This is a genomic window from Vibrio sagamiensis NBRC 104589 (assembly GCF_007990935.1).
GTDB classification, from domain to species: Bacteria; Pseudomonadota; Gammaproteobacteria; order Enterobacterales; family Vibrionaceae; genus Vibrio; species Vibrio sagamiensis.
Genome location: NZ_BJXJ01000002.1, coordinates 1 through 23,010, shown reverse-complemented (window position 1 = coordinate 23,010; position 23,010 = coordinate 1). Strand labels below are relative to the sequence as shown.

Below are 23,010 nucleotides of genomic sequence, written 5' to 3'. Positions count from 1 at the left end.
TTAGGCGTGGCATAACCTAAGATACTGGGATGATAAAACTCATTTTAGTAAATTGAAGCCTTTTATAAGCGATTTTTAGCGTTGAATCACTGCCAAATTGATGAGAAAGGCGTTTGGCAACAATTTCCATGCCTAAACCGGTATGATTTTCTACTGGAGGCTGATAGTAACCCGCATTATCTTCGACTGTGAGCAGGTAACCTTTTGGATGTGGCTGGCTGTATATTTTTACTTTGCCATTTTCAAGTAAGTGAGCGATGCCATGTTTGATGGCGTTTTCAACTAAAGGCTGAAGAGTGAAGCTCGGTAGTCTGATATCGAGTAACTCAGGTTGAACATCAATCTCGACTTCTAAGCGATCTGTAAAACGCGCTTTTTCAATCGATAGATAAGCATTTACATGTGCAAGTTCTTCTTTGAGTGTCACAGTATCGATATTTTGTTTGAGGTTACTGCGAAAGAAATGTGATAAGTCCTGAATCAATTTACGCGCTTTATCAGGATCACGGCGTGTAATGGCACTGATAGTATTGAGAGCATTAAAGAGAAAATGTGGGTTAACCTGTGCATGCAGTAACTTAATTTCAGCTTGAGCTAACAGTGTTTGTTGCTGGTGGTAGTCACCATATAAGATCTGGCTTGATAGCAGCTGAGCAATCCCCTCAGCCATCGACATATTAGCCGTTGAGAAGAGTTTACGTTTGGGCTCATAGAGTTTGATGGTACCAACCACGTCTTTACCAGCATGCAATGGAATGATCAGAGCAGAACCTAGTTTACAATCAGGCGCTAGTGAACACTGATAGGTGCGCTCACTGCCGTCAAGGTAAATGATGTCATTTTTTTCCATTGAATCGAGCGTGCTTTGTGAAGAAATTGGGGTATTTGGCTTATGGTGATCATCACCGATCCCCACGAAAGCCAAAATCTTTTCTTGGTCGGTAATCGCAACGGCTCCAACGTTGGTTTCTTCATAGATGATACGGGCAATTTTCTCGGCATTATCACTGTTAAATCCGTTACTGAGTATGCCCACTGAACGGTCGGCAATACTCAGGGCTCTGCGAGAGAAAGCGGCAGAATATTTTTCAAAAATGGTTTTACGATCTTGTAGGATACTCATAAATAAAGCAGCCCCAACAGAGTTTGCAATGATCATGGGAGCGGCAATTGCCGAGACCAGTTCATAGGCTTGGTTAAATGGTTTCGCGACGGTGAGTAGGAGGATCATTTGAACTACTTCAGCTAAAAAAGTAATGCTAAACACGATGCTAGGTCTGAATAACATTGATGTTTTATTATTCTTGATAAAGTACAGGTGAAGTAATCCTCCAATCAAACCTTCTGCTGTGGTTGAAATAGCGCAAGCAATGTCGGTAAAGCCACCTAGTGTGTAACGATGGATACCACCAGTTAATCCAACCGCAAAACCCACGATAGGACCACCAAAAAGTCCTCCCATTACCGCACCAATTGCTCGTGTATTAGCAATAGCATCATTGATTTGTAGACCAAAGTAGGTACCTAAAACACAAAAGCCGGAGAACAGTATGTAACAAAGGATACGATGGCTTAGACGTGAAGAAATGCTCAGAAGAGGGAGGATGAGCGGTGTTTTACTCAACATATAAGCTAAGACTAAGTAAACGCACATTTGTTGTAAAAGAGAGAGGATCAATTCCATGGTGAGCCTAAACCGAGAAGTAATAATCTTATTGTAACTGAGAAGAGAAATAAAAAAGAGCCTGCGCTGGGCAGGCTCTGAAGCTTATTTATCGTTGATAACGAATGCATCGATATCGGCGTATTTATGCGGACTCTGAGGCGATGTTTGGTTTCTCTTCATCAGCAAGATTGCTTTCACCTTTGCCTTTCGACACTTTGATCACGTAAGCCGTGGCCGCTAAAGCGAATAGAATGCCAGCTATGGTTGAGATTTGCATCGGTAAACCAAAGCCCAGTGAGCTGTTGTTGAGAATGAAAGTCACACATACTGTCGTCATAAAAATGGCGGGTACAGTGGTAATCCAATGGAACTTGTTATGGCGAAGCAGGTAGGCTGATGCTGTCCACAGCATCATAACTGCGGTTGTTTGGTTAGCGAAACCAAAGTAGCGCCAGATGATACCAAAGTCTACTTGAGTTAAGATACCGCCAATCACGAATAACGGCATTGCCATAAGCAGACGGTTACGCAGCGTTTTTTGCTCCATGCCAAAGTATTCTGCAAGGATCAGACGGCTAGAACGAAATGCAGTATCTCCAGAAGTGATCGGTAAAATAACCACACCAAGGAAGGCAACAATGCCGCCAAAGACCCCTAGAAGACCAAAAGAAGAACTATATACAACATTACCCGGACCGCCATTTTTCACCGCTTCTGAGAGTCCCTCTAGTGAACCAAAGAAAGACAGGGCAATCGCACACCAGATAAGAGCGATGATACCTTCACCAATCATTGCACCGTAAAAAACAAAGCGCCCATTTTTCTCATTCTCCATACAACGCGCCATCAGAGGTGATTGAGTAGCATGGAAGCCTGAAATTGCACCGCATGCGATGGTGATAAACAGGGCTGGCCACAATGGCATATCATTAGGATTCAAGTTAGTGAGCATATCTGCGAAAGCGAAGTCACCCATAACCTTGTGCTCGCTAGAGACAGCGATAGCGGTCATCAGACCGACAGACATAAAGATCAGAAGTGCGCCAAAGAGAGGGTAAAAGCGACCAATGATTTTATCGACCGGCACGATTGTCGCGATAATGTAGTACGCAAAGATCACGACAACCATGGTCGTCATATTGACGGATAAGCTGGTTTGTTCGTTGATAAGGTTGGTGATCATACCTGCAGGTGCAGAAACAAACACAACCCCAACAAGTAGCAATAAGACAATAGCAAAAATGTTCATAAAGTGTTTTGCGCCATTGCCTAGATAACGACCTGTTATTGTCGGGACTGATGCTCCACCGTTACGAACCGAAAGCATACCTGAGAAGTAGTCATGTACTGCCCCTGCAAAGATACAGCCCAAAACAATCCAAAGCATGGCAGCTGGACCATAAAGCGCGCCCATGATTGGGCCAAAAATAGGGCCGACGCCAGCAATATTAAGCAGTTGAACGAGGTAAACACGTTTGGTTGACATTGGTACATAGTCAACGCCATCGGTTTGGGTGTGGGCTGGGGTTTGGCGATTCTCATTGATACCGAAAATCTTTTCAACGAAAGCGCCGTAGATAAAGTATCCGCCGATGAGGGCTGCGACACAGGTTAAAAACCACATCATAGCAGTTGTCCTTGGTTAAGTTGGATGGGTAGTACATTTACTGTTCATGGTATCACTAAATAAAACCTGCACATTCGCTGAGTGAATGAGTGGTCAAATAGGAAAATGAGTGGTCGATATTAAAGATAAGCGGTCTAGCTTTGGTTACTGCGTTAAAAACGTTGGCACGTAAGAGATATCCAGCAAATCATGCTCTTTAGTGGTAAGCTTTTTAGACAAGAATCTAGTAATAAATCGGTAAGAAAAATGATAAAAAAGAAAATGTTAAGTTTGTTACTTCTTTCACTATCAGGGTGTGTCTCAACCACGGAAGAGCTAATAAAGGCGGGGGATTGGTATCAGGTTGGCTACCAAGACGGTGTCGTGGGGCGTCCAGCGCGTACCGTTAAAGAGTTGAGTCGTCTTGGTCAAGTACAACAAGGAGACTATGACCAAGGCTATCTAAAAGGGGTAACGGAGTATTGTAATCCAGAGTTTGCTTATCAAATTGGGCTCTCTGGCCAATACTATGAAGGGGTGTGTGAGGGGACACCTCAATCGCAGCAATTTCGTATGGAGTGGCAACGAGGCTGGGACAGTTATAACGATTAGCCGCGACATCATGCTCAGCAGTCAGCAAAATAAATGGCTGTACAAGCGTGGCAGGCATTCAATCTTTATCCCAGCTTATTTTCGATACAAGACCCCAAGCGAGGCGAGGCGACTTGCCCCGGTAACATCGGGTAAATTGCTTGGGAGCTCATCCATATAACGCTGAGCCAACCAAGCGAATGCCATCGCTTCCATGTAGTCAGCGCTCACGCCTTGTGTATCAGTGGTCGAGACGTGCCATTTTGCTAACAATGTAGCCAAACGTTCCATTAATAAAGGATTTTTAGCCCCACCGCCACACACTAATAATTGAGGCTTATCACCAAAAGCGAACTTTTCTACCTCATTGGCAATCGTCACAGCGGAGTATTCACAAAGTGTACGTTGGACATCTTGAGCCGAGGTTGTGTGGTGAACTAATTGCTGATTTAACCAGTCGAGGTTGAACTGCTCTCTTCCCGTACTCTTAGGTGCGGATAGGGTGAAGTAAGGATCTTGTAAAAGTTGCTGAAGTAATGTTGGGTGGACTTGGCCTGATAAGGCAAACAGAGCATCTTTATCAAAGCCCTGACCGGTGTGCTTTTCACACCATGCATCCATCAACATATTGCCCGGGCCAGTATCATACCCCGTGACCGCCTGTTGAGGGTGTAACACTGAGATATTGGCAATCCCACCCACATTAAGCACAACGGTTGTCGCGTCTTGCATGGAGAAGATATTGTTGTGAAAAGCTGGAACGAGTGGGGCACCTTGACCACCTAAAGCGATGTCCTTACGACGGAAATCAGCGACGGTATCAATGCCCGTTTTCACGGCAATGATATTGGCATCACCTAATTGTGTGCTGAATGGATAAGTCCCTGTCGGTTGGTGAAATACCGTTTGACCATGATTTCCTATGGCTCGGATTTGATGTGCAGAATAGCCAGACTTATCCAATAAGGCTAATACCGCATCAGAAAATAGATGCCCTAGTTGGTGGTCAAGCTCGCCAATGCTTTTAAGGTCAGTGTTTTGCCCGGTACAAACCGATAAAATCGACTGCTTAAGGGAAGTAGGCATAGGGTAATCATGGTGTGCGAGTAAACGGACACGTTCGCCTTCTATTTCAACCAGTGCGACATCCACGCCATCCATGCTGGTACCAGACATAACACCAATATACAGTTTACTATGATTCACGGTTGATCTCGTTAATAATTCAATTCCTTTATTGTAAAGCAATTCTTAAGCGAATAACCTCATCGAAGACGAGATATTTAGCCGAGTTTAAGGAGAAATCATGGGACCGTTATGGGTTGATGTTGCAGGATACGAACTGACTGCAGAAGATAGAGAAATTTTGGCGCATCCAACCGTAGGAGGCTTGATTTTATTTACTCGTAACTACCACGACAGTAAGCAACTTCAAGCACTGACGACATCTATTCGTAAAGCCGCGAAGCGTCCGATTTTGATTGGTGTTGACCAAGAAGGCGGACGTGTTCAGCGTTTTCGTCAAGGCTTTTCACTTATCCCTGCTGCACAAGAATATGCCAAACATTCTAATGGCGAAGAGCTAGCACGTATGGGGGGATGGCTAATGGCAGCAGAGCTTATCGCCCACGACATTGATTTGAGCTTTGCTCCTGTGCTGGATAAAGGCCATCAGTGTAAAGCCATTGGTAATCGCGCTTTTGGTGACGATATGGAGACCATCTTGCGTCATAGCACGGCTTACATGCAGGGGATGAAGAGTATCGGTATGGCAACGACAGGTAAACATTTCCCCGGTCATGGTGGCGTGATTGCTGACTCTCATTTAGAAACCCCTTATGATGACCGAAGCGATCTTTTCGAACAAGACATGGCGATATTTAAAGCACATATTGATGCTGGAATTCTAGATGCGATGATGCCTGCTCATGTGATCTTCTCCTATTATGATGACCAACCAGCAAGTGGTTCAGAATTCTGGCTAAAACAGGTTTTACGCCAGCAACTTGGCTTTAAGGGATTGACTTTCTCTGATGATTTAACCATGGAAGGTGCTGCGATCATGGGAGGGCCTGCAGAGCGTGGTGTGCAAGCATTAAAAGCTGGATGTGACATGCTGTTGGTTTGCAACCAGCGCGATGCGCAAGTCGAAGTGCTCGATCACCTGCCCATCACATCTGTTCCTCTTGCCGATGCTTTATTGAAAAAGCAAAACTTTTCATTGAGCGAGCTAAAAACTTCACAAGAATGGAAAGAGGCGACCGAAGCGATGAAGCGTTTGATTGATTAGTCACTCCATAGCCAAGCACTTTAAAGGTGACTTGGTTATAAAGAATGCTTTTTTTGGACGTAAACTGGCAAGAACATGCATTGAAAGCCGAAGTACTCAGTACTTCGGCTTTTATATTGGTGTAAAATAAAGTTTACGTTTAATGTTTTTTATTTTGTACGGTTGTAAATCTTTTTTAGCCTGTTATCTTGTCAATAAAGCTGAGTTGTCCCACAAATGGAATAGTGGGTGTAAATTAAAGTATACAGGTTGAGTTATGCAAAGAAGTGAATTGAGCAATATTAATATTAGCGAAGAGCAAGTCCTTATTACGCCGGAGGAACTCAAAGCGAAACTTCCTCTGAGTGAAAAAGCTCGTCGTTTTATTCAAGAGTCTCGTCAAACCATCGCAGACATTATTCACAAGAAAGATCATCGTCTGTTAATCGTATGTGGGCCTTGCTCTATCCATGACGTTGAAGCGGCAAAGGATTATGCAAAACGTCTAAAAGCACTTTCAGAACAGCTCAGCGACCAACTGTATATTGTTATGCGTGTTTACTTTGAAAAACCTCGAACGACAGTGGGTTGGAAAGGTCTTATTAATGATCCACATCTAGATGGCAGCTTCGACATTGAACATGGTTTGCATGTCGGACGTGAATTACTTGTTGAATTGGCTGAGATGGAAATTCCACTAGCAACAGAAGCTCTTGACCCAATTAGCCCACAATACTTAGCCGATACTTTTAGTTGGGCGGCTATTGGTGCTCGAACAACTGAATCACAGACTCACCGTGAGATGGCCAGTGGATTATCAATGCCTATCGGTTTTAAAAATGGTACCGATGGTAACTTAGCAACCGCGATTAATGCTATGCAGGCTGCAGCATCAGGTCACCGCTTTATGGGAATTAACCGCGAAGGGCAGGTGGCACTATTGACCACGCAAGGAAACGCGAATGGTCATGTTATCTTGCGTGGCGGTAAACAAACAAACTACGATTCTGTTTCGGTGACCGAGTGTGAGCAGGAGATGGCACAATTTGGCTTAGAGGCTTCGTTGATGGTTGACTGCAGTCATGCGAACTCTCGCAAAGACTACCGTTGCCAATCATTAGTGGCAGAAGATGTGATTCATCAAATTCGTGAGGGTAATCAATCTATCATTGGTCTGATGATTGAAAGTCATATTAATGAAGGCAATCAACCTTCTAGCCTTACTTTTGATGAGATGCAATATGGTGTTTCTATCACTGATGCCTGTATTAATTGGGCGTCAACTGAGGCACTATTACGTCATGCACACGAAGAGCTGGTGCCTTTCTTAGAAAATCGCCTTAAAGGCTAAAACGGAACGGATTTAAGGAACATCATGGCAGTTGAACTTAACGCATTACGCGATCAAATTGATGCGGTCGACAAACAAATGTTGGAGCTACTGGCGCAACGTTTAGCCCTAGTAGAGAAAGTGGGTGAAGTAAAAAGTGAACACGGGTTGCCAATCTACGCCCCAGATCGTGAGGCTGCAATGCTGGCATCACGCCGAGCTGAGGCTGAAAAAATGGGGATTCCTCCACAGCTGATCGAAGACATTCTTCGTCGAACCATGCGTGAGTCTTATGCCAGCGAGAAAGATTCCGGTTTTAAGTGTTTGAACCCAGAATTGCGCTCAGTGGTTATTATTGGTGGTCATGGCCAGTTAGGAGGTTTATTTGGCCGTATGTTCACTCTATCGGGTTATCAAGTTAAAGTTCTGGGTAGCCAGGACTGGGATCGCGCAGATGAAATTTTAAAAGATGCTGGTTTAGTTGTTGTTACCGTTCCTATTCACCTTACCGAAGGTGTGATAGCAAAACTGGGTAATCTGCCAACAGACTGTATTTTATGTGACCTGACCTCTATCAAGGCCAAACCGTTGCAAGCGATGTTGGACGTTCACCAAGGTCCAGTTGTGGGTTTACACCCAATGTTTGGCCCTGATGTGCCAAGTTTGGCGAAGCAGGTGATAATTTACTGTGATGGCCGTGAGCGAGAGCAATACCAATGGTTATTACAGCAGTTTGGTATTTGGGGTGCAAGCTTATGCCAAATCGATGCACAAGAGCACGATCATGGCATGACACTGATCCAAGCATTGCGTCACTTCACTTCATTTGCTTACGGTATGCACCTAAGCAAAGAAAATCCAAACATCGATCAACTGTTGAAACTCAGCTCACCAATTTACCGCTTGGAGTTGGCGATGGTAGGGCGTTTATTTGGTCAGGATCCCAATCTTTACGGTGACATTATTCTTTCATCGCAACAAAATATCGACATGATTAAGCGATTCCATCAACGCTTCGGTGAGGCGTTAAGCATTCTTGATAATCAAGATAAGACCATATTTGTCGAGACTTTTGAACAAGTCAGTGATTGGTTTGGAGAGTACTCTCAGCAATTTATGAACGAGAGTCAGAACTTATTAAAACAGGCCAATGATAATCTTCATCGAGGATAATATAGCCAAGCACTTTGAAAACACTTAGTTATAAGACACAGTGAATTGAACTGAAAGAGCCACATTTCGTGGCTCTTTTTTCTGAAGCCTAACTCGCTCGAGTATATATCTTATCTGGTCTGCTAGCAGGCAAACTTTGAATTTATTGAGTGGTTGTTGTTACTTTTTCTTTGTTTGCAGCAGTATGAATACTGCGATCTGTGTAAGGGGACTGAGTTAAGTTAACTTGAAGACGGACGACGTTATCGACTAACTCGATTAATGACCCCCACTTGATCATTTTTTCTTTTTCAAACGCAGAATTGAAATTTTCTGGAGTCCAGTCCATGAGGTACTTTGGATTCAAAGTTCGGTCTAAAAAGCGGATTTCATAATGTAGATGAGGCCCGGTTGAATTACCAGTATTACCGCATTGAGCAATAACGTCGCCTTTACTTACAAACTGACCACTTTTGACCTTGAACTTATCTAAATGGGCGAAGGCGCTTGTGAAACCAAATGAATGGCTGAGGGTCAGGTAGTTACCATAGCCACGGTTACTTGAACGTACGGTTTCTACAACGCCATCAGCGGGTGCGAGTATGTCTTCACCTCTCGTACATGTAAGATCGATCCCTGCATGGACCTGGCGCTGGCCTGATATTGGGTTGATACGACTGCCATAAGGTGATGAAATACGTTGATAAGCCATGGGACTGTCGTTAGGAATCAATCGAAACATTGTTGCACGCACAGCAGAGTCGATAGCAGCGGCATCAATACGCTCTTCTAGGGCTGAATTATTCTGCTCTGTACTTACTTCGTGTGCTAAGCCAAGCACAGATTCAACATCGTAGATTCGCTTTCCAAGCGTTTGAATTTGATTTTCTTTTTTACTAATAGATTGGGAGAGTGTGTGGTTGCTATCTATTTGTTCTTGGTAAAGCGCGGTAAGTTTGACTTTTTCAGTCTCTAAAGTCTGAATAAGAGCCTGTTGCCGATGAGCTTGCTTTTGAAAAAGGTACCATGCTCCACCAATCACCGCAGGTAAAGCGATAATGGCTGCACAAATAATGGTGAAGGAAGAACGACCTAAATAAAACCGTTGCTCGCCATCTTTGGTTGGAATTTGCATGATGATTTTTTTAGGCATTTTGGCTGTACTCAGATAGGCGGTGACTGAAGCTTGTTACTGGTTAGTTAGGTCTGTTAATGATTTATTTTTCTTCATTATTCAACGCTTTTTGGTTTGTGGTGTATCATTCAAAATTTCGGGTAAAGCAAGATACGAAGCGCTAATAATATGAGATGCATATGTTCCATATTGTAGTTATTAACTTGAGTTATTGTAGAGTCATATACATTTATTAGAGAACAATTGTGTATAAGGCCGCTATCATAGCGGCCTTTGTACGAAATACAAGCAAAAGGTGTGTTGAGCGCTCTCTATCACTCATTGTGTCTCTATATTAAATTATTTAGAGACACGCTTGTATTTAATTCGATGTGGTTCTGCAGCTTCAGGGCCTAGAGTCTTCTTCAACCATTCCATGTACTCGTTGTAGTTGCCTTCATAGAAGTTAACTTGACCTTCGTCACGGTAGTCAATGATATGTGTCGCAATACGATCTAGGAACCAGCGGTCATGGGATATAACCATGGCACAACCAGGGAACTCCAGTAGTGCTTCTTCTAATGCACGCAGTGTTTCAACATCAAGGTCATTGGTTGGTTCATCGAGAAGTAGTACGTTACCACCAGCTTTAAGCAGCTTAGCAAGGTGTACACGGTTACGCTCACCACCAGAAAGTTCACCGATGATCTTCTGTTGATCCGAGCCTTTGAAGTTAAAGCGAGAACAATATGCACGCGCAGGGATTTCAAAATTATTGATCTTGATGATGTCAGCGCCTTCAGAAATCTCTTGGAATACCGTGTTTTTGTCATTCATTGAGTCGCGGAACTGCTCAACAGACGCTAGTTTTACTGTTTCACCCAGTTCAATCGTACCTGAATCCGGTTGCTCAGTACCGCTTAGCATCTTAAATAAAGTTGATTTACCTGCGCCGTTGGCACCGATGATACCTACGATTGCACCCTTAGGCATGCTGAACGAGAGATCATCGATAAGAACACGACCATCGAATGATTTAGTTAGGTTATTCACTTCGATAACTTTATCACCCAAACGCTCACCTGGCGGGATGAATAGTTCGTTAGTTTCGTTACGTTTCTGGTGATCTGTATTTTGTAGCTCTTCAAAGCGCGCCATACGTGCTTTAGATTTCGCCTGACGACCTTTAGGGTTTTGGCGAACCCATTCAAGTTCTTTCTCGATGGTCTTTTGGCGAGCTTTTTCTTGGGACGCTTCTTGTTGTAGACGCGCATCTTTTTGTTCTAGCCAAGAGGTATAGTTACCTTCCCATGGAATGCCCTCACCACGGTCAAGTTCTAGGATCCAACCCGCTGCGTTATCTAGAAAGTAACGGTCGTGAGTAATCGCAACTACGGTGCCATTGTAGTCAACTAGGAAGCGTTCTAGCCATGCAACAGATTCTGCATCCAAGTGGTTAGTTGGTTCATCTAGTAGTAGCATGTCAGGTTTCTCTAGGAGAAGACGACAGATAGCAACACGGCGACGTTCACCACCAGATAGGTTTGCAATCTTTTGATCCCACTCAGGTAGACGAAGTGCATCTGCAGCACGCTCTAGCGCGTTGTCTAGATTATGGCCGTCTTTAGCTTGAATTAGCGCTTCTAGTTCACCTTGTTCTTTTGCAAGTGCGTCAAAATCCGCGTCAGGTTCGGCATATGCTGCATATACTGCATCTAAACGCGTCAGTGCACCAGCTACATCAGCTACAGCCTCTTCGACGATTTCACGAACGGTTTTCGATTCATCGAGAACCGGCTCTTGAGGTAAATATCCCACGTTCAAGCCTGGTTGTGGACGTGCTTCACCATCAATATCAGTATCGATACCAGCCATGATACGCAAAAGTGTGGACTTACCTGCACCATTGAGGCCTAAAACACCGATTTTGGCGCCAGGGAAGAAGCTGAGTGAGATGTCTTTAAGAATTTGACGCTTTGGCGGCACAATTTTGCTCACCCGCGACATGGTATATACGTATTCAGCCATTGCCGATCGTTCCTAAATTATCAGTCATAAAAATAGCTATTTTATACCAACTGTTCTGCTTTTGTTACTGAATTGAATAAGTTCACCTTAAGTTATCCCTTCTTCTTTATAAATTATGGTGTTATCTGATTTATAAGGATGAAAATAATAGAAAGATACCATTAAAATAAAGGGATTTTTACAAATAATGATTATATATTAAGTATCTTAACAATGCGTGTTTATGCGATGCAGATAGGTGTATATAATTTACTTATCGACCGAGCATGATTAATTGTATACAAGGGAATCCCAAGGGAAATAACCGATATGAAATATAATCTCTCCGATTTGGTCAAAAAGCTATGCTGTACTGTTGTTTTGTGTGCTGCAAGTGTCTCAGCGGCTGCTGGCCTAAATTTAGAGCAGCAGCGTCAAGTATATGAGAAAGCACAAGACTTGATCGATCAAAATGATGTTGAGGGTTATTTGAAATTGAGGGACAGCATTAAGAGCTACCCACTCACACCTTACGTAGACTACCGAGTGTTTTTAAAGCAACTCACAGATAAATCTCCTCAGCAAGTGAAGACATTTATTGATAAATACAAAGAATTTCCGTTTTCACGCCGTATCAGTGCTCCTTATCTAAGTACTCTTTACCGTCAAGAAGCATGGTCAAAGATCGTTGAATTTCAGAAGATTGAACCAAGTGGAGAGCGTTATCAATGTATATTTTATGTCGCTCAACTACAGCAAGGTAAGCGAACTGCAGCTTTGAAAGGTGCTGAACATATGTGGCTTAGAGGTAAAAGTATTTCTGATGAGTGTGACCCTTTATTTTTTGCTTGGGAAAAAGCGGGTAAACGCACTGATCAATTAATTTTACAACGAATGCTATTAGCGTTTGATGCCCATAACGGTAGTCTTATCAACTATCTGCATAAGTTACCGAAAACGACTCAGGCAAAGCAGCAAGCTAAAGTGATGAAGACTTTATTTGATAAGCCAGAGATTGTCGCTGAATTTGCTAAAAACCAGCCTGTAAATGATTTTAATCGAAAACAAGCAGACTATGCGATTAAAAAGTTGGCTCGGAAAGATATTAAACTTGCTCAAAAAGCGTATCAAACCGTTATTAATGCGCAAAAGTTTTCTCCTAAAGCTGCGCAATCCCTAGCGGACTATATTGCATTCCGTTTAACTCGAACTGAATCACCATCACTTGCAAAGTGGCGTGATGCGAAAATAAAAACCAGTCATGATGTTCCCTTGATTGAAACTCGTATTCGCTTATCCATTCAGAATGGTGATTGGAAAGGAATTCAAAAATGGATTGCTATTCTAGATGATCAACAACAGCAATCACTTAGATGGCAGTATTGGTTAGGGCGCAGCGAATTGGCCTTAGGCAGCCAAGCGTTGGGCAAACAGCGCCTTGCTAAATTGATTGGTCAGCGCAATTTCTACAGCGTTGCTGCGGCAGAAGCACTTGGTAAGCCAGTGGTCTATTCGTCTAGTACAACCAAGCTAGATAAAAATGTTATCTTGCCATATCAAAAGTCAGTGGATCGAGTTCAGGAATTGATCAAAACAGATAAAATTGCAGCAGCAAAAAGTGAATGGCGCCATTTGCTTAGCCGTGTCGATTCAAAAGAAAAGGCGATGCTGGCCGCGTATGCAGCATCCAAGCATTGGCACCACTTCACTGTCGTTGCAAGTATAGAGGCGAAAATGTGGGATAGCATTCCGATTAGATTCCCAATAGCACACCGCTGGTGGTTTGATTTTTACGCTCAGAAACATAATATTAATCCCCTGACAATGATGGCATTAGCACGGCAAGAGAGTGCTTTAGACTCTGAGGCAAATTCTCCGGTTGGTGCACGTGGCCTTATGCAGATTATGCCTAAAACAGCACAGTACACTGCCCGTAAATACAAATTGGATTACAAGGGCACGCATGATCTCAATAATGTCAGTAAGAATATTGAAATTGGCAGCTATTATTTGCAGGGTTTAATGGAAGATTATGATAATAATCGTATTTTTTCACTTGCTGCCTATAATGCCGGGCCTGGCCGCGTAAAAACATGGCGTGAACGTACTCAAGGTAATGTTGATGCATTTGCATTTATTGAAGCGATTCCGTTTAAAGAAACACGAGGCTATGTACAGAATATTTTGATGTTTGAAACTTATTATCGTGACCTTCTTGGTGCTGATGGCACGTTTTTGAACTCCAATGAAAGAAGTAGCAAGTATTAAGTGAGGTAATTGGATGCCACATGAACCCGAGTATCAAGATTGGCAGCAACTTGTTGAATTAATTCGCACCAGTGTTGTGGATGAGCAGTGTGATATGTTGTTAACGATGCTGATGACTCCTGATGAGAGAGAGTCACTGATTGCACGTGTGAATATCCTTAATGAGCTGCTTAAAGGAGATTTGTCTCAGCGTCAAATTAGTCAAGCGCTAGGGGTAGGGATTGCGACCATCACGCGTGGATCTAATGAGTTAAAGTCGAAATCGGTTGCTGATAAAGAAAAGCTAAAACGGTTACTAGAACAGGGCGTCTCATAGCGATTAAGTGTGATAGCGATTAGGCATCACAGCAAACGTACTTGAACGATGAGAGTTAAAGCTGATCTGCGGTTTTAACTCTCATTTTTGTGGTTTTTAAATTTATTATCTCTAACCTTCAATCTCTACGCTTCACCCCTCACTATTACGTTCCAAGAGCTTGTTTTAAAATATAAACTTCACTCTGAAGGAGAAAGCCGTTTAAGAGCGTTTTTCAGTAGTGTTGCCCAGTAGGTTGCTTGGGAAATGGTCAGAGTTAGTAAAAGGGATTAATGCCAAAATAAGTGCTTGGTGATAAACCGAGCTTCGTGTGAGCTGATTTTGGGTTAAAATACCGATGGCACCGCCTTTCTGTTTAATGTTGTCTGTACCGAAGACATCATCCATCACATCGCCAAGTTCGTTTGCATAGGGAAGCTTTTCTAGAACCTCAGGTGGCAACATCAAGCTTGCTGAACGAGATTCACCTCGATGTGTATCTGATTCAATCACCATCCAAGCAAAGGTAACAGAGCCTTCAATTCCAGCTTCTAAGCCAACATAAAAGTTACCATCAGTGATCTCCGTTTTAGCATTGGACACTCGATTAAGTGCCCCTCGGTGTGTCTCTTCATTCGACATGGGTTGATCATCCACGCCACTTGGTACACTCACACCGACAAACTCAAACGTTTCGTGAGGGAAAGCCGATTGAAATGCGCTTCTCACCGCATGTATTTTTGCCGGGTTGAGAGAAGCAATAACCACTTTTTGGTTTGCCATGATCTTTTCGCTCGCTGATGTCTAATTGCTTAATTTTACTTGAGTCGGTTTTACATTTTCACTTGGATAACAACCTAGCACTTTCAGGTGTTTAGTGATTTTAGTGAGCGCTTGGAGTGATTGTTGCATCTCCGTTGAGTCAATATGCGCTTCTAAATCGACGTAGAACATTTCCTCCCAAGGGTTGCCCATGATTGGACGAGACTCAAGCTTGGTCATATTGATACCGTATTGTTGAAGCACCAAAAGAGTTTGTACTAAAGAGCCCGCTTCTTGAGACGTTGACATAATGAGCGTTGTTTTTGCTGGGATCTGCGTACAAACTTCAACCGGCTTACGAGCGACAACAATAAAACGTGTATGGTTTTCGGTCTGATTTGCGATATTGCCTTGAATTGCTTGAAGGCCATACAACTTACCACTGCACGCATTACCGATAGCAGCGACGTCATCGCGATTGAGCTGCTGTACTTTTTGCATTGCATCAGCAGTACTCACGCAGGACTCAAGCTTGACACCTTTGAACCGGCTGAGGAATTCACTGCATTGTTGATGAGGTTGTGGGTGGGAATAAAGCGTTTTGATTTGTTCAAGGCGAATATCACTGGTAGCGACTAAACAGTGTTCGATCGGCTGAGTTAACTCTCCAACAATGTAGAGGGTTGTGTGCTGCAGTAGGTCGTAGACTTCATTGATGGAACCTGAGCTGGTATTTTCTATCGGTAGGACACCATAGTCGGCATGACCGGACTCTACTGTTTGGGTCACTTCCCTGAAATGTTCACAATTAAGTTCAATTAACTCAGTATTCTTTCTACTGAAGTACTCACGACTTGCAAGGTGTGAATAGGAACCTTTAGAACCTAAGAAGGCAACGCGAGCAATCGGCTTGCGACTTTGCGTTGGATTGGCCAAGTTTTGTAAGTAGCTTTGTTGCAGCAGAACCGAGTCTTCAATGATAGTGTGAAACAACTTGGTAATATATTGTGCATCCAGCTGATATTTATCCTTGCCATTATTGATCAGTTTAACAAGCAGTTGCTGCTCTCGAGCGGCATCTCGAACAGGCTTTGCCGTTTTTACTTTGCTTTTGGCAACTTGGATACTGAGCTGGCGTCGCTCAGATAATAATTGGAGTAACTGGTCGTCGAGTTCATTTAAACGTAAACGAATATCATCGAGTGAAATAAGTTGTTCAGTCATCAATGCTTTCCTTATGAAAAAGCCCCCCATTTGGGAGGCTTTCTGTTTGTTTCTGACTTTTTACAAACGAGTCGGCCTCTCCTGCTATGAGAAGATAAATAAGCCAAAAAGAAACAGGTGAATAATTTGCATTTATATTGCTTAATTTATGAATATCGCACAACAATAAGCAAGCAAAGGGGGAGCGTCAAGCAAAAAAATAGCGCCAATTGGCGCTATCAGTAAAGAATGTTTACTCTACTCTTCTTCTTCCACTAGTTCGTGTCGAGTAACACGACGTGATTCTTCAGATTTATGAGCCAGCTTGTTCAGTTGTCTAGCTAATTTGTGTTCAACTTCATTGATTGCAACGTATAAATCATCGTGAGTGGCGGAGGCAACAAGCTGACCTTTAGGGACATTGAGAATTGCCTCAAACTTCATTTGTTTGTTAGGTTCTTCACTAAATGTAGCTTGGCAGCTAATGATGTCTATCTGCCATTTTTCTAGTTTTTTAAACTTGCTCTCAATGTGCTCACGGATTGCAGAGGTAATTTCGATGTTTTTACCAGTGATGTTCATTGTCATAAGCCTTTCCTCTGTTACATCCCTCATGGATAGGTTCAGGTTAGCGTTTTGAAGATATTTTTTTATGATCTAAGTCACATATTTGGTGCTGTGTCTAAAGACAACAAATGAATGTGATCTCATTCAAGAACCTTGGAAAATTATTTAGAAATTGCTTGTTATCAGATACCAAATCATTAAATCTTGAAGGGTAATTAACTGAAAAATAAAACTGTTTCAGTGCTTTGTGACGGCCAGTTATTTGTTTTGGTTAAAATGTGGCCACATCAATATTGTGATTATGATTAACCTCATATCACTCATTTTACGTCCAGGATTCCTGAATCTTATCGAATATCTCTCAATATAAAAATCACGCTTTGCTGCTAATGAGATACTTTCTTGGTTTTCCTTGAAGTTAATAAACGAAAAGACACAGAGCTTTAGCTATTTAATTAGAGATATTAGAGGAAGATAAATAAAAACTAAATGAAAAAGACCGCCATATTCTAAGCATATGGCGGTGTGATAATCATTACGTTTACTATTTACTGTGTAGGATTGAGTTTGATTAATTCTTGTGTTCTGGCAATCGCGTCATCAAGTTTAAGTTGTTGGTAGGCTTCAAGTTGAATCAGTAGAGATTTTCTCGCCGCTTCAGTATCCGGAAAAGCTTTTTGTAATTCTTGCGCTCGATTTATCGCTGCGATCCAAGCTTCTCGACGTAAATAAAAATCAGCCGTTGCGAGATCATAGTTTGCGAGGCGATTCTTCAATGCCACAAGACGCTTTTTGGAATCTTCTGCATAGGGGCTATTTGGGTAACGTTTAAGAAGCTTTTTAAAGTCGTCAAATGCTCTCTTTACAGGTTCAGGGTCGCGATCACTTCTGTCTATGTTAAGGAGATCATGCATAAAGTTACGATCTTGTGCCATATTGGTTAACCCGCGCATATAGAGTACCCAATCCATTTTATCGTGAGTTGGGTTTAAACGCATAAAGCGAGAAATAGACGCAAGAGCGAGAGCAAGATCGTCATTTTTGTAGTATGCATAAATCAAATCAAGTTGTACTTGCTCTGAGTAAGCACCAAATGGGTAACGAGAGTCTAAAGCCTCTAACTTTTCAATTGCGGAAAGCCAGTTACCACTTTGAAGAGACGTTTGAGCATCTGAGTAAAGTTCAGAAGGCGGTACATCAGGAACGATTTCTTTTTTGCTTGTACAACCAAACAGAAGGGATACCGCCAAAAGGCCTATTAAAGTCTGATGTTTCATATCAGGTGTCTGTTCCTTGAGTTTAAATATTTCTTAAGCTGCCGTTACTTTCTTTCCAGTAACAGATACAATGATGGTAATTGTCTATTTTTCCACAGTCGTGAGCATTAGTCTCACAGTTTTTAAAAAAGTTCGATATGGCTCAGCAGATTGTTTTAACTAATACCGTAAAAGATAGCCAACTTGGTCAACGTTTAGACCAAGCTATCGCAGAATTATTCGCTGACTTTTCTCGCTCGCGCCTCAAAGAGTGGTTGCTTGAAGGGAAAGTCCAGGTAAATGGGGAAGTGATCACCAAACCTCGCATTAAAGTTATGGGCGGAGAGGAGATCATCCTACAAGCCGAATTAGAAGATGAAGAGCGTTGGGAAGCACAAGACATCCCGCTCGATATTGTCTACGAAGATGAAGACATTATTGTTATTAATAAACCTCGAGGTTTTGTGGTCCATCCGGGAGCAGGTACTCCAGATGGTACGGTTCTCAATGCATTATTGCATCATTACCCTGATATCGCAGAAGTTCCTCGTGCAGGCATTGTACATCGTCTTGATAAAGACACGACAGGCCTGATGGTCGTTGCAAAAACTGTCCCAGCTCAAACTCGATTAGTTCGTGCGTTACAAAAACGAAATATTACTCGTGAATATGAAGCCATCGCTATCGGCAGAATGACCGCTGGCGGTAAAGTTGAGCAACCTATTGGTCGTCACTCAACCAAACGTACTCTAATGGCTGTCAGCCCAATGGGGAAACCTGCGGTAACGCATTATCGTGTAGCGGAACATTTCCGTGAACATACACGTATTCGTCTGCGCTTAGAAACCGGTAGGACTCACCAAATCCGTGTCCATATGTCTTACCTGCAACATCCGCTCTTAGGTGATACGGCTTATGGTGGTCGTGCTCGCATTCCAACAGGTGCATCAGAAGAACTGACGGCAATGATTCGTGGCTTTGATCGTCAAGCGTTACATGCTGTTATGTTACGTTTTGAACACCCTGTTACAGGAGAAGAGCTGGAGTTCCATGCTCCAGTGCCTGACGATATGGTAGAGATGACAGAAATGCTGCGTAAGGATACTGAAGAATACGGTTTACCTGACGAGTTCTAATATGAAAATGCTCATTCCTAACTGGCCAGCTCCTAAACACGTTCGAGCGTTTGCTTCAACGAGAATAGGTGGTTTTTCGACCGAAGCCTATCATGGGTTAAATCTTGGCATGCATGTTGGAGATGATGCGTTACTCGTAGAGAAGAATCGTGATTGGTTGGCGCAACAAGCAAAAATGCCGAATGCGCCAGTCTGGCTGAACCAAACTCATTCAACGGACGTCGTTCAAGTGAGCGCACCAACCACACAGGTGCTGAATGCTGACGGAGTCTTTACTGCGACAAATCATGTAGTATGCAGTGCTATGACGGCAGACTGCTTGCCAGTACTTTTGACGAACACATCAGGCACGCAAGTGGCGGCGGTCCATGCAGGATGGCGAGGCTTAGCAAATGGTATTGTTGAAAACGCTTTAGAATTATTTTCTGGTGATGTTATGGCTTGGCTTGGTCCTGCGATTAGCGCTGAGGCATTTGAAGTCGGTGAAGATGTTTTACAAGCTTTTTCTGAATATGACCCAGAGGCTTTACAAGCATTTACTCCTCGTCAGGAAAAAGGGAAATGGTTAGCCGATATGTCATTATTAGCCTCTCAACGTTTGCAAAAAATGGGAGTTACTCAAGTTTATAGTTCTGATTTATGCACTTTCCAGCAGCAAAATGATTTTTATTCCTATCGTCGTGATGGTGTAACAGGGCGGCAAGCGACATTTATTTGGTTGGATATGAACAATTAGACTTTATTGATATTTTTAATATTTATCTATACTCGCTTTGTATTTCCTCTCCAGTGACTTAATTACCCTTATTCCTTGAAATTTCCTAAGAGAGTATCCATCTTTCTAGCTATCTAAACATTTCTTTAGTTGATCTTAGGAAGAAAGATATGCGTCTTGACCGATTTACAAGCAAGTTCCAAATCGCTATTTCTGATGCCCAATCCTTGGCGTTGGGTCGCGATCATCAGTACATTGAACCTGTACACCTAATGGTGGCGTTGCTAGACCAAAACGGCAGCCCAATTAGGCCGTTACTCACCATGCTCGATGTTGATGTCACTCAATTACGTTCCAAATTGAGCGAGATCTTAGACCGTTTGCCAAAAGTAAGTGGCATCGGTGGTGACGTGCAATTGTCTAGTTCAATGGGAACCTTGTTCAACCTGTGTGACAAGATTTCTCAAAAGCGTCAAGATTCCTATATTTCTTCTGAAGTTTTTCTACTTGCGGCTATAGAGGATCACGGCCCTTTGGGTAAGTTACTCAAACAAATCGGTCTGACTGAACAGAAAGTGAGTCAGGCGATTGAAAAAGTGAGAGGAGGGCAAAAAGTCAATGATCCTAATGCAGAAGAATTACGCCAAGCGCTAGAAAAATTCACCATTGATCTGACAGAACGCGCAGAGCAAGGGAAATTAGACCCTGTTATTGGGCGTGACGATGAAATCCGTCGCACAATTCAAGTACTTCAAAGAAGAACAAAAAACAATCCAGTTATTATTGGTGAACCTGGAGTCGGGAAAACCGCAATCGTTGAAGGACTTGCCCAGCGTATTATCAATAACGAAGTGCCAGAAGGATTGAGAGGCCGACGTGTTTTATCTTTAGATATGGGGTCCTTGGTCGCTGGTGCAAAATATCGAGGCGAATTTGAAGAGCGTTTGAAGTCGGTCTTGAATGAGCTTGCCAAAGAAGAAGGTAATATCATTTTATTTATCGATGAACTTCACACTATGGTCGGTGCTGGTAAGGGCGAAGGCTCAATGGATGCGGGCAATATGTTAAAACCAGCATTAGCTCGTGGTGAACTTCATTGTGTAGGTGCGACAACTCTGGATGAATACCGACAGTATATTGAGAAAGATGCAGCATTAGAGCGTCGATTCCAAAAAGTCCTAGTCGATGAGCCAAGTGTGGAGGATACCATTGCGATTCTACGTGGGTTAAAGGAGCGCTATGAACTTCATCACCATGTTGAGATTACAGACCCTGCTATTGTTGCGGCGGCGAGTTTGTCACACCGTTATGTCTCTGACCGACAATTACCTGATAAAGCGATTGATTTAATTGATGAAGCGGCTTCCAGTATTCGTTTGCAGATTGATTCTAAACCTGAATCACTCGATAAACTGGAGCGTAAGATCATTCAGCTTAAAATTGAACAACAAGCGCTGACGAATGAACAAGATGAAGCAAGTGAAAAACGTTTAAGTACTCTCAACGAAGAGTTATATGAAAAAGAGCGTGAATATGCTGAACTTGAAGAAGTCTGGAATGCAGAAAAAGCAGCTCTTTCAGGCACTCAACATATCAAAGCAGAGCTAGAGCAAGCCCGAATGGATATGGAGTTTGCTCGTCGTGCTGGTGACTTGAGCAGGATGTCCGAATTGCAGTATGGACGTATCCCGGAACTGGAAAAACAATTGGACCTTGCAACACAAGCAGAAATGCAAGAGATGACGTTACTGAAAAATAAAGTAACGGATAACGAAATTGCCGAGGTCCTGTCTAAACAAACGGGAATACCAGTTTCAAAAATGCTGGAAGCAGAGAAAGAAAAGTTGCTGCGCATGGAAGAGGTGCTTCATAAGCGAGTGATTGGACAAAAAGAAGCGGTTGAAGTGGTTTCAAATGCAATACGAAGAAGTCGAGCTGGCCTCTCGGATCCCAACAAACCGATTGGCTCTTTCTTATTCTTAGGGCCAACTGGTGTAGGTAAAACTGAACTGTGTAAAACACTTGCGAGTTTTATGTTCGATAGTGAAGATGCTATGGTTCGTATTGACATGTCGGAGTTCATGGAGAAACACTCTGTCGCAAGGTTGGTTGGGGCACCTCCAGGTTATGTTGGTTACGAAGAGGGCGGGTACTTAACGGAAGCGGTGCGACGCAAACCTTATTCAGTTATCTTGCTAGACGAAGTAGAGAAAGCACACCCAGATGTTTTTAATATCTTACTTCAAGTGCTTGATGATGGTCGTCTGACTGATGGACAAGGTCGTACAGTCGATTTTCGTAATACTGTTGTTATCATGACGTCCAACTTAGGTTCGGCAAGAATTCAAGAAAACTTTGCAACTCTTGATTATACCGGTATTAAAAATGAGGTCATGGAAGTGGTGAGCAAACACTTTAGACCTGAGTTTTTGAATCGTGTTGATGAAAGTGTGGTTTTCCATCCTTTGGGTCAGCAACACATAAAGGCTATTGCTTCTATACAACTTCACCGTTTAGCAAAACGATTAGAAGAGAAGGGTTACCAACTAGAAGTGACAGATAAAGCCCTTGATCTCATTTCTCAAGTTGGCTTTGATCCGGTATATGGTGCTCGTCCACTAAAACGTGCAATTCAGCAGAATGTTGAGAACCCATTAGCAAAATCAATTTTGGCTGGCCAAATTATGCCGGATAAAAAAGTGCAATTGATTGTTAATAAGGATCAAATCGTAGCTCGCCAGTAAGAGTGTTAACGTAGTTATAGTGAGATAAAATCAAATTTCAGGGGGCTTTAGCCCCCTTTTTTATTAACTTTTATCATTTTTTGATGGCTTTCTATACGAACGAACCAAAAGGATAAGTTTTTTTCAAAAATAGACTTGCGTTCCTAAATGAATTCCCTATAATTCGCCTCCGTTGTCACGATGCAGCATAGTCGAGATAACAAGGGCAATGAGTTAGAAATTAACCCACGAAGAAATAACTTAAAAAGTGTTTGACACAATAAGTTATATCGCTAAAATGGCCCTCCACTTTGAAGAGTTCTTCGAAGTGCGCTCTTTAAAAATAAGAA

At 42.6% G+C, this 23,010-nt stretch carries 18 protein-coding genes and 1 other annotated feature; of the genes, 9 read left to right on the top strand and 9 right to left on the bottom strand.

Features of this window, described 5'->3' with window-relative positions:
• Nucleotides 1-16: 16 nt before the first annotated feature.
• Nucleotides 17-1,684, bottom strand: a complete 1,668-nt coding sequence (locus tag VSA01S_RS01310) for a sensor histidine kinase (RefSeq protein ID WP_039978951.1) — start codon at nt 1,682-1,684, stop codon at nt 17-19.
• Nucleotides 1,685-1,808: 124 nt separating this feature from the next.
• The gene (locus VSA01S_RS01305; RefSeq protein WP_039978953.1) at nt 1,809-3,293 is read right to left on the bottom strand and encodes a carbon starvation CstA family protein; all 1,485 of its coding nucleotides are present in this window, start codon (nt 3,291-3,293) and stop codon (nt 1,809-1,811) included.
• A 249-nt stretch (nt 3,294-3,542) separates the two neighbouring features.
• Here VSA01S_RS01305 and VSA01S_RS01300 point away from each other — a divergent pair, with 249 nt between their 5' ends.
• On the top strand, nt 3,543-3,884 hold the full coding sequence (locus VSA01S_RS01300; protein WP_039979005.1) for a DUF2799 domain-containing protein: 342 nt from the start codon (nt 3,543-3,545) through the stop codon (nt 3,882-3,884).
• Between the two features lie 75 nt (nt 3,885-3,959).
• Here VSA01S_RS01300 and VSA01S_RS01295 read toward each other — a convergent pair whose 3' ends face one another.
• Nucleotides 3,960-5,069 carry an anhydro-N-acetylmuramic acid kinase gene (locus VSA01S_RS01295; protein ID WP_039978955.1) on the bottom strand — a complete coding sequence of 370 codons (1,110 nt, stop codon included), beginning with the start codon at nt 5,067-5,069 and terminating at the stop codon, nt 3,960-3,962.
• A gap of 100 nt (nt 5,070-5,169) precedes the next feature.
• Here VSA01S_RS01295 and nagZ point away from each other — a divergent pair, with 100 nt between their 5' ends.
• From nagZ to tyrA, 3 genes are all read left to right on the top strand, one after another.
• Nucleotides 5,170-6,153 (top strand): beta-N-acetylhexosaminidase, encoded by a 984-nt coding sequence (nagZ, locus tag VSA01S_RS01290; protein WP_039978957.1) that lies wholly within the window; start codon nt 5,170-5,172, stop codon nt 6,151-6,153.
• A 256-nt stretch (nt 6,154-6,409) separates the two neighbouring features.
• Nucleotides 6,410-7,483 (top strand): 3-deoxy-7-phosphoheptulonate synthase, encoded by a 1,074-nt coding sequence (locus VSA01S_RS01285; RefSeq protein ID WP_039978959.1) that lies wholly within the window; start codon nt 6,410-6,412, stop codon nt 7,481-7,483.
• A gap of 24 nt (nt 7,484-7,507) precedes the next feature.
• Nucleotides 7,508-8,635, top strand: a complete 1,128-nt coding sequence (tyrA, locus tag VSA01S_RS01280) for a bifunctional chorismate mutase/prephenate dehydrogenase (RefSeq protein WP_039978961.1) — start codon at nt 7,508-7,510, stop codon at nt 8,633-8,635.
• A gap of 142 nt (nt 8,636-8,777) precedes the next feature.
• Here the strand turns inward: tyrA and VSA01S_RS01275 are convergent, their stop codons facing one another.
• Nucleotides 8,778-9,767, bottom strand: a complete 990-nt coding sequence (locus VSA01S_RS01275; protein WP_039978962.1) for a M23 family metallopeptidase — start codon at nt 9,765-9,767, stop codon at nt 8,778-8,780.
• A 321-nt stretch (nt 9,768-10,088) separates the two neighbouring features.
• Nucleotides 10,089-11,756 carry an energy-dependent translational throttle protein EttA gene (gene ettA / locus VSA01S_RS01270; RefSeq protein WP_039978963.1) on the bottom strand — a complete coding sequence of 556 codons (1,668 nt, stop codon included), beginning with the start codon at nt 11,754-11,756 and terminating at the stop codon, nt 10,089-10,091.
• 309 nt (nt 11,757-12,065) lie between these two features.
• On the opposite strand from ettA, the gene sltY reads away from it, so the two are divergent.
• Nucleotides 12,066-14,003 carry a murein transglycosylase gene (gene sltY / locus VSA01S_RS01265; protein WP_039978964.1) on the top strand — a complete coding sequence of 646 codons (1,938 nt, stop codon included), beginning with the start codon at nt 12,066-12,068 and terminating at the stop codon, nt 14,001-14,003.
• 13 nt (nt 14,004-14,016) lie between these two features.
• On the top strand, nt 14,017-14,319 hold the full coding sequence (gene trpR / locus VSA01S_RS01260; protein WP_039978965.1) for a trp operon repressor: 303 nt from the start codon (nt 14,017-14,019) through the stop codon (nt 14,317-14,319).
• Nucleotides 14,320-14,520: 201 nt separating this feature from the next.
• On the opposite strand, the gene yjjX is transcribed toward trpR, so the two are convergent.
• The 4 genes from yjjX to bamD form a co-directional block, all read right to left on the bottom strand.
• Nucleotides 14,521-15,081 carry an inosine/xanthosine triphosphatase gene (gene yjjX / locus VSA01S_RS01255; RefSeq protein ID WP_039978967.1) on the bottom strand — a complete coding sequence of 187 codons (561 nt, stop codon included), beginning with the start codon at nt 15,079-15,081 and terminating at the stop codon, nt 14,521-14,523.
• A gap of 21 nt (nt 15,082-15,102) precedes the next feature.
• Complete coding sequence (gene pheA / locus VSA01S_RS01250; RefSeq protein ID WP_021710272.1) at nt 15,103-16,284, bottom strand: prephenate dehydratase; 1,182 nt, start codon at nt 16,282-16,284, stop codon at nt 15,103-15,105.
• 12 nt (nt 16,285-16,296) lie between these two features.
• Nucleotides 16,297-16,414 (bottom strand) — a sequence feature (Phe leader region).
• A 107-nt stretch (nt 16,415-16,521) separates the two neighbouring features.
• Nucleotides 16,522-16,851 (bottom strand): ribosome hibernation-promoting factor, HPF/YfiA family, encoded by a 330-nt coding sequence (gene hpf, locus VSA01S_RS01245; protein ID WP_039978971.1) that lies wholly within the window; start codon nt 16,849-16,851, stop codon nt 16,522-16,524.
• A 527-nt stretch (nt 16,852-17,378) separates the two neighbouring features.
• On the bottom strand, nt 17,379-18,107 hold the full coding sequence (gene bamD, locus VSA01S_RS01240; protein WP_039978973.1) for an outer membrane protein assembly factor BamD: 729 nt from the start codon (nt 18,105-18,107) through the stop codon (nt 17,379-17,381).
• A 137-nt stretch (nt 18,108-18,244) separates the two neighbouring features.
• Between bamD and rluD the strand changes: the two genes are divergently transcribed.
• From rluD to clpB, 3 genes are all read left to right on the top strand, one after another.
• Nucleotides 18,245-19,222 (top strand): 23S rRNA pseudouridine(1911/1915/1917) synthase RluD, encoded by a 978-nt coding sequence (gene rluD / locus VSA01S_RS01235; protein ID WP_021710275.1) that lies wholly within the window; start codon nt 18,245-18,247, stop codon nt 19,220-19,222.
• A 1-nt stretch (nt 19,223) separates the two neighbouring features.
• Nucleotides 19,224-19,958, top strand: a complete 735-nt coding sequence (pgeF, locus tag VSA01S_RS01230; RefSeq protein ID WP_039978976.1) for a peptidoglycan editing factor PgeF — start codon at nt 19,224-19,226, stop codon at nt 19,956-19,958.
• A 149-nt stretch (nt 19,959-20,107) separates the two neighbouring features.
• Entirely contained in the window at nt 20,108-22,681 is a 2,574-nt protein-coding gene (gene clpB, locus VSA01S_RS01225; protein ID WP_039978979.1) for an ATP-dependent chaperone ClpB, read from the top strand.
• Nucleotides 22,682-23,010: the final 329 nt, after the last annotated feature.